Raw genomic sequence first — 7,152 nt, 5'->3', positions numbered from 1 at the left:
ACGGGTTCTTATGCCTCAGTTGTAAGTGTCTACCATGTCCCCGAACAAGTGTTCACTATGTCCCCGGACCGTACAGTGGGAGAGGGCCGGGGTGAGGGCATCAGCCCGCATCAGAACACGACTTATGCGTTTTTCAGCACTTCGCTGACAATCTCTACCGCTTCTTTCTCAATCTGCTGGCGATGCTCAGCGCCGAGGAAGCTTTCGCAATAGATCTTGTACGCATCTTCCGTACCGGACGGACGCGCGGCGAACCAGCCATTTTCGGTCATCACTTTCAGGCCGCCGATAGACGCACCGTTACCCGGTGCCGCCGTCAGACGCGCGGTGATCGGATCGCCTGCCAGGGTGCTTGCGCTGACCATCTCCGGAGAGAGTTTGGACAGAGCCGCTTTCTGGGCAGAGGTCGCGCCAGCCTGAATACGGTTATAGCTTGGCGCACCAAAGCGTGCAGCCAGCTCGTTGTAATGTTCCTGCGGGTTTTTACCGGTAACCGCGGTAATCTCCGCCGCCAGCAGGCACATGATGATGCCGTCTTTATCGGTTGACCACGGGGTGCCATCGAAACGCAGGAAGGACGCGCCTGCGCTCTCTTCGCCGCCGAAGCCAAAGCTACCGTCGTGCAGACCGTCAACGAACCACTTGAAGCCTACCGGCACTTCCACCAGCTTGCGGCCCAGCGCGTCCACCACGCGGTCGATCATCGCAGAAGAGACCAGCGTTTTACCGACAGCCACCTCTTTGCCCCACTGCGGACGGTGCTGGAACAGGTAGTTGATCGCAACAGCCAGATAGTGGTTCGGGTTCATCAGCCCGGCAGGGGTGACGATGCCGTGACGGTCATAGTCCGGGTCGTTAGCAAACGCCAGGTCGAATTTATCGCGCAGTGCCAGCAGGCCCGCCATCGCGCATTCGGAGGAGCAGTCCATACGGATCGCGCCGTCTTTGTCCAGGTGCATAAAGCGGAAGGTCTGATCGACGTGATCGTTCACGATGGTCAGATCCAGCTTGTAGTGCTCGGCGATGCGCTTCCAGTACTCAATACCGGAGCCGCCCAGCGGATCCACGCCCAGCTTCAGGCCAGCTTTCTGAATCGCCGCCATATCGACGATATCCGCCAGCCCTTCCACAAACGGCTGAACCAGATCCTGCTCTTTCACGTGGCCGGAGGCCATCGCCTCATCAAGAGAAATACGTTTAACGCCTTTCAGACCGTCGGCCAGCAGCGCGTTTGCACGATCTTCCACCACTTTGGTGACGTTAGTGTCAGCCGGGCCGCCGTTAGGCGGGTTGTATTTGATACCACCGTCTTCCGGCGGGTTGTGGGATGGCGTAATGACGATACCGTCAGCCTGCGCGCCACCTTTTTTGTTGTGCACAAGGATCGCGTTTGATACCGCCGGTGTTGGAGTAAACCCATTGTTCTCCTGAACAATCACGTCCACACCGTTCGCCGCCAGCACTTCCAGCACGGAAATAAACGCCGGTTCAGACAGCGCATGGGTATCTTTGCCCACGTAGCACGGACCGGTAACGCCGTTTTTAGCGCGCTCTTCCGCAATGGCCTGAGCAATGGCCAGAATGTGCGGTTCGTTAAAGCTGTGGCGCGCCGCGCTGCCGCGGTGACCAGATGTACCAAACTTCACTGCGTGTTCTGCGTTGCCCACGACCGGTTTCAGCACGTAATACTGCGCGGTCAGCTGAGCGACGTTAATCAAATCGCTTTGTTGTGCAGGTTGGCCTGCACGGCTGTGATTTGCCATTACCGGGTCCTTATGATGCAAGGGTTAAATTGTACCGCAAACCTTTTCAATCAATTCCGCCGGGAACTGCATGGACTGCATGATGTGTTCAATCATGCTGCACTTGCGGCCCGTATTGGTATTGGTGATCACCCAGTACGGAGTGCCAGGGACATGTTTAGGTTTGGTTTGATTGCCATTTTGCAGCAGCGTCTGCTCGTCGCCCGCGAAATAGACGCGGGTACGGCCGTGCAGCGACTCGGTCGCTTCAGCAAACGCTTTGTTATCCAGGGAGTAAAGTGTAGACAGCACCAGCATAAAACGGTTAACCGCCTTTTTCTGCTCCGCATATTCGTCGGAGAGCAGCAGTTCGCGCATCGCGCGCACTTTATCTTTTACCGGCGTCACGGCAGGTTTTGCTTGTGCAGCAACGCTCGGCTGAGACACGACATCTTTGGTAACTGGGGTGGCAGGCTGTGAAGCGGCGGAAATTTTAAGCATGCGCCGTAAAATGTCGGACGCGCTCTCCCCGATATGCCGCGTCTGGCTGGCAATATACTGATAGAGTTCGTCATCAACTTCGATTGTTTTCATCTTAATCCAGTGCGATATCTTATCTGAATACAAGTCATTGGGATTATAAGGTCAAATCCCAACAGCGGATAGCGTCAAACCAGGTTGGCGGCAAAAGTCAGATTAAACTGGAACCTTGCAGCCGGGCGGCAGAATGGTCAACATGATACCCTAACCTGACATACGTAAAAAAAGAACTTTGCCATGAAATTGAATACCCGAGCGCAAACTGCACAATCGCCGAACAATAATTCCCCCATCGTGCTGGTTCATGGACTTTTTGGCAGCCTGGATAACCTGGGCGTGCTGGCCCGCGATTTGGTTACCGATCACGATATTTTGCAGGTCGATATGCGCAACCACGGGCTTTCCGGCCGCTCAGACGAAATGACCTATGCGGCAATGGCGCAGGATCTGCTGGATACGCTGGACGCGCACAACCTGCAGAAGGTGACCCTCATTGGGCATTCAATGGGCGGTAAAGCGGTTATGGCCCTCACCGCGCTGGCGCCAGAGCGAATTTCCGGGCTTGTGGTGATTGACGTTGCGCCTGTGGATTACGACGTTCGCCGTCACGATGAGATTTTCGCGGCGATCAATGCCGTAACCGAAGCTGGCGTTTCCACTCGTCAGCAGGCGGCAGCGGTTATGCGTGAGCATCTTGATGAAGAAGGCGTGGTGCAGTTCCTTTTGAAGTCGTTTGTTGACGGGCAGTGGCGTTTTAACGTGCCAGTGCTGTGGGACCAGTACAACCACATCGTGGGCTGGGAAACCGTTCCCGCCTGGCCGCACCCTGCCCTCTTTATTCGCGGCGGTAACTCTCCTTATATTACCGACGCGTACCGCGACACGCTGCTGGCACAATTCCCGCAGGCGCGCGCCCACGTCATTGCCGGTGCCGGACACTGGGTGCATGCGGAAAAACCGGATGCTGTACTGCGCGCCATTCGCCGCTATCTCGCTGATACTGCAAATTGATTAAAAAGAGAGCGACTGGAAGATGACGGGCTTCCAGTCGTTGGCGTGCCGTTTTTGGTGATGTATGATGGCGCGCTTATCGCCCGGGCTTTAGCAGGGCGGCGTGTTTCCCCCGAAGTCTCATAATCATGGCCAAAGAACAAACGGACCGTACGACACTAGATCTGTTCGCGAATGAGCGTCGACCGGGACGACCGAAAACGAATCCGCTTTCGCGCGATGAACAGCTGCGTATCAATAAACGCAATCAGCTTAAACGCGATAAAAATCGTGGGCTTAAGCGTGTCGAACTGAAGCTCAACGCCGACGCGGTCGATGCGCTTAACGAGCTGGCAGAGGCGCGTAATATCAGCCGCAGCGAGCTTATTGAAGAGATGCTCATCGCCCAACTTGAGACGCTGCGCAGCCAGGCATAAGTCTGAAAAACCCCTTTATCGCCCTTTTCATGTAGCACAGAGTGCAGTCCTGCGCGATAGCGGTTTCCGCAGGGTTGCCAGTTCTGCTATTATTGCCCTTATCCGTGGCCGAATTGCGCCACCATACCATTAAGTTTCAAGAGGTTATTTTACTCATGGCAATCATCGGCATTTTCTTCGGCAGTGATACCGGCAATACCGAAAATATCGCAAAAAACATTCAGAAACAGCTCGGTAAAGACGTTGCTGATGTGCATGACATCGCCAAGAGCAGCAAAGAAGATCTCGAGGGCTATGACATTCTGCTGCTGGGTATTCCAACCTGGTACTATGGTGAAGCCCAGTGCGACTGGGACGATTTCTTCCCGACGCTGGAAGAGGTGGACTTCAACGGCAAGCTGGTTGCCCTGTTCGGTTGTGGCGATCAGGAAGATTACGCCGAGTACTTCTGTGATGCGCTGGGGACGATTCGCGACATCATTGAGCCTAATGGCGCGGTTATTGTGGGCCACTGGCCGACTGCCGGTTACCACTTCGAAGCCTCTAAAGGCCTGGCCGATGACGATCATTTTGTCGGACTTGCCATTGACGAAGACCGTCAGCCAGAACTGACCGCAGAGCGTGTAGAGAAGTGGGTTAAACAGATCCGCGAAGAACTGCATCTGGACGATATTCTCAACGCCTGATTTTTTACGGCGCAACGCGGGTTGCGCCCCTTTTCCAGGTAAAACCGATTAAATTAATTGCTACAAACTTTTAACTTTTTCGCCCAGACCTGTACAATGTCTCCCTGGCAAAATGTGGTTTCCATTGAGCAAGTTTGTAGGTGATACCACGTTTTTATAAGCATACTTTGCCTGAGACTTGCAGTTTTCATTTAGGCATGGCAGTTCTATAATGAGACGCATTATCCCAGGTGCATTTTCTGTCACTTCCCAGAGAAGTGAATCGTTTAGCAACAGGACAGATTCCGCATGACTGACAACAATACCGCATTAAAGAAGGCTGGCCTGAAAGTAACGCTTCCTCGGTTAAAAATCCTGGAAGTGCTTCAGGGTCCAGACAATCACCATGTCAGTGCGGAAGACCTTTATAAACGTCTTATCGACATGGGTGAAGAGATTGGGCTGGCCACTGTATATCGCGTGCTGAACCAGTTTGATGACGCGGGCATTGTTACCCGTCATAATTTCGAAGGCGGTAAATCTGTATTCGAACTGACCCAGCAGCATCACCACGATCACCTGATCTGCCTCGATTGCGGCAAGGTCATTGAATTTAGCGATGATTCCATCGAAGCGCGTCAGCGTGAAATCGCAGCTCGTCATGGCATTCGCCTGACCAACCACAGCCTGTACCTTTACGGTCACTGCGCTGAAGGGGATTGCCGCGAGAATGAACACGCTCACGACACAAAATAAGTTAGCGTTCATACTCTGAGCCAGCCGTAAGGTTGGCTTTTTTTTGCCTGAAAAAAGCCCGGTCAGCAAAGTGCCACCGGGCGTAGATCAACTCATTTGTTGTTATTGCGTATCTCGTTCCAGATTTTATCGCAACGCTTCGCCACTTCCTGATCGTTACCGGTTTTACGTGCCTGGATGCAGGCCTGATAATCCATCACGCGAACATTCTCCTGCGTCGCGAACGCCTCATGCGCTTTCTCTTTCTTTAACACATTTAGCACGCTCTGGCAGGCTTCAATCTTCTCAGGCGATCCTTCCGCGGTATTAATACAGGCGCTATACGCCTCCTTCAGACGGGCGTCCTCTTTCGGCGCCTGAGTCTGAACACACGCCACCAGCCCTGATGCCATCAGCGCGACGATTACGATTTTTTTCATCATATGCAGTCTCCAGACCGGCGGGACTCAGCCCGCCGGTGTGCTCATCAGAAGATGGTGAATGGGGCGATAACCATGAATTTGACGTCACGTTCATCCTGGAAGATGTTGCCGTAACCGCCCGCATAGCTTGGGATATCGGAGTGGTTGTCATACTGCGTGAAGTGCAGCTTGAACATCGTGCCTTTCGCGCGGCCATCCTGCAGGGTGTAGATAGCATCCAGGCTGTAGGAGGACTCTTTCAGGCGATAGTTTGGATCGTAGTACGCATCCGGCGTCGCCATGTCTGCTGGTTTTGCATCCCAGGCGTAAGCGTAAGAAGCGCCCACCGCCCAGCCCGGCAGGTTCCAGTTTTTCAGGTCATACATGGCGCCGAAGAAGACCGCTTTCTCGCCGTCGGCGTTGAAGTCTGAGCGGTTATCCCACCAGATATCCAGACGACCGTTGGATGAGGCATAGGTCGGCGTCATACGCTGCAGGAAGTAGCCCTGCTGCCCTTCAGCCTTCACCCATGTGCCTTCCAGACGCAAATCAACCTGACCGACCTTATAGCCGAAGGTTAACGCCTGCAGCCACGCGGTGCCGTTATAAATGTCATTTACGCTGCCATCGCTGACCTTATCGCGCGTACCGTAGAACTGGTAGCTAGTGCTCAGCGGACTACCGGCGATATCAAATTTGTAGCTGGCTTTAGCAAAATACTGATCGATATAGCCTTCCGCCTGACCAAATGCGGCTTCCAGAACCAGATCGTTTTTGAAATCGTACTTCGCGCCCAGCGAGTGGAGGTAATCGACTTTGGTTTTCTTATCGTTCTGGTAGAACTTGTCCATCTCAATGTGCCACGGCGCTTTGTACTCGTTGGTCCACATATAGGAGAAGCTCAACGCACCTGCATCACCGTAGTCAAAGTTAGCCCCGGCTTCTGCCCCCTGATAGGTACCAGGCATAAAGCTCCAGTGCGGCGCTAACAGCGTCTGGCCGGTTGGCTGAATATAGCCCCCACGCGCCCATACCGGGCCGTATTTGAATTTCGCTGCGGCCTTATAAAGGCTGATACCGCTTTTATCCCCTGACCAGTCTTCGTCATAGGCTTTATTACTGGAGGAGAAGGCAATTTCGTTCGGGTGGCCGCTGTCGCCATTTTCAGCCATTTCAATCGCCGTAAACGCGGCAATATCCAGACCGAACATATCGGCGGCGTAGCCTGACTGGAAGTCCAGGTTGGCGTTCCAGGTGGAGTGAGAGAGGTTGGTTTTGTATTTATCTTCTGTGACATCTTTACGGTCACGTTCACGCTGCCAGTAATAAATACCGCCAGTGAGGGTAGAATCTTCGATGAAACCTGCTGCTTTTGCCTCTGGTGTCACCACCAGGCCCGACATTGCTGTCACACCGGCAATAGCCAGCGCCAGCGCACTACGTTTGCCACTGAACGTACGCATAGATTATTCCTCTTTGACGAATTAAAACGCCTTAAACGGCGAAAATATAAAAGACCAAAAGGCCAGGGGTAGTTATAAATACCCTCGAATTAACTACCGTCTTTAGGTTATTTTTCGCGACGCGAATTATCAATGCTTTTCAGTGGGCAAAAGTCAGG

8 protein-coding genes are annotated in these 7,152 nt (G+C 53.5%); 4 read left to right on the top strand and 4 right to left on the bottom strand.

Translation table 11 applies throughout. The features are described from left to right. Positions 1-122: 122 nt before the first annotated feature. Both pgm and seqA read right to left on the bottom strand, forming a co-directional pair. Positions 123-1,763 (bottom strand): phosphoglucomutase (alpha-D-glucose-1,6-bisphosphate-dependent), encoded by a 1,641-nt coding sequence (gene pgm / locus IM294_RS09310; RefSeq protein WP_028012364.1) that lies wholly within the window; start codon positions 1,761-1,763, stop codon positions 123-125. 24 nt (positions 1,764-1,787) lie between these two features. Continuing rightward, positions 1,788-2,336 carry a replication initiation negative regulator SeqA gene (gene seqA / locus IM294_RS09305; protein WP_028012363.1) on the bottom strand — a complete coding sequence of 183 codons (549 nt, stop codon included), beginning with the start codon at positions 2,334-2,336 and terminating at the stop codon, positions 1,788-1,790. A gap of 183 nt (positions 2,337-2,519) precedes the next feature. On the opposite strand from seqA, the gene ybfF reads away from it, so the two are divergent. The 4 genes from ybfF to fur all read left to right on the top strand — a co-directional run bounded on the left by ybfF (position 2,520) and on the right by fur (position 5,130). After that, entirely contained in the window at positions 2,520-3,293 is a 774-nt protein-coding gene (ybfF, locus tag IM294_RS09300; protein WP_059355280.1) for an esterase, read from the top strand. Between the two features lie 128 nt (positions 3,294-3,421). After that, positions 3,422-3,709, top strand: coding sequence for a LexA regulated protein (ybfE, locus tag IM294_RS09295; RefSeq protein ID WP_014883017.1), 288 nt, complete (start codon positions 3,422-3,424; stop codon positions 3,707-3,709). A 155-nt stretch (positions 3,710-3,864) separates the two neighbouring features. Further along, the gene (gene fldA / locus IM294_RS09290; RefSeq protein ID WP_008501067.1) at positions 3,865-4,395 is read left to right on the top strand and encodes a flavodoxin FldA; all 531 of its coding nucleotides are present in this window, start codon (positions 3,865-3,867) and stop codon (positions 4,393-4,395) included. Between the two features lie 288 nt (positions 4,396-4,683). Next, complete coding sequence (gene fur / locus IM294_RS09285; protein WP_028012361.1) at positions 4,684-5,130, top strand: ferric iron uptake transcriptional regulator; 447 nt, start codon at positions 4,684-4,686, stop codon at positions 5,128-5,130. A 92-nt stretch (positions 5,131-5,222) separates the two neighbouring features. On the opposite strand, the gene chiQ is transcribed toward fur, so the two are convergent. Both chiQ and chiP read right to left on the bottom strand, forming a co-directional pair. Next, positions 5,223-5,549 carry a ChiQ/YbfN family lipoprotein gene (gene chiQ / locus IM294_RS09280; RefSeq protein WP_028012360.1) on the bottom strand — a complete coding sequence of 109 codons (327 nt, stop codon included), beginning with the start codon at positions 5,547-5,549 and terminating at the stop codon, positions 5,223-5,225. Positions 5,550-5,596: 47 nt separating this feature from the next. Beyond that, entirely contained in the window at positions 5,597-6,994 is a 1,398-nt protein-coding gene (gene chiP, locus IM294_RS09275) for a chitoporin (protein ID WP_028012359.1), read from the bottom strand. Positions 6,995-7,152: the final 158 nt, after the last annotated feature.

Source organism: Enterobacter cloacae complex sp. P43RS, assembly GCF_014930585.1.
In the GTDB taxonomy this organism is placed as follows: Bacteria; Pseudomonadota; Gammaproteobacteria; order Enterobacterales; family Enterobacteriaceae; genus Enterobacter; species Enterobacter bugandensis.
The sequence above is the reverse complement of the archived record's forward strand: the minus strand, read 5'-3'. Positions and strand labels throughout refer to the sequence as shown.

What these genes read in the sequence shown, in the direction of transcription:
- pgm (WP_028012364.1), bottom strand. Translation starts at nt 1,763, where the DNA reads ATGGCAAATCACAGCCGTGCAGGCCAACCTGCACAACAAAGCGATTTG.
- seqA (WP_028012363.1), bottom strand. Translation starts at nt 2,336, where the DNA reads ATGAAAACAATCGAAGTTGATGACGAACTCTATCAGTATATTGCCAGC.
- ybfF (WP_059355280.1), top strand. Translation starts at nt 2,520, where the DNA reads ATGAAATTGAATACCCGAGCGCAAACTGCACAATCGCCGAACAATAAT.
- ybfE (WP_014883017.1), top strand. Translation starts at nt 3,422, where the DNA reads ATGGCCAAAGAACAAACGGACCGTACGACACTAGATCTGTTCGCGAAT.
- fldA (WP_008501067.1), top strand. Translation starts at nt 3,865, where the DNA reads ATGGCAATCATCGGCATTTTCTTCGGCAGTGATACCGGCAATACCGAA.
- fur (WP_028012361.1), top strand. Translation starts at nt 4,684, where the DNA reads ATGACTGACAACAATACCGCATTAAAGAAGGCTGGCCTGAAAGTAACG.
- chiQ (WP_028012360.1), bottom strand. Translation starts at nt 5,549, where the DNA reads ATGAAAAAAATCGTAATCGTCGCGCTGATGGCATCAGGGCTGGTGGCG.
- chiP (WP_028012359.1), bottom strand. Translation starts at nt 6,994, where the DNA reads ATGCGTACGTTCAGTGGCAAACGTAGTGCGCTGGCGCTGGCTATTGCC.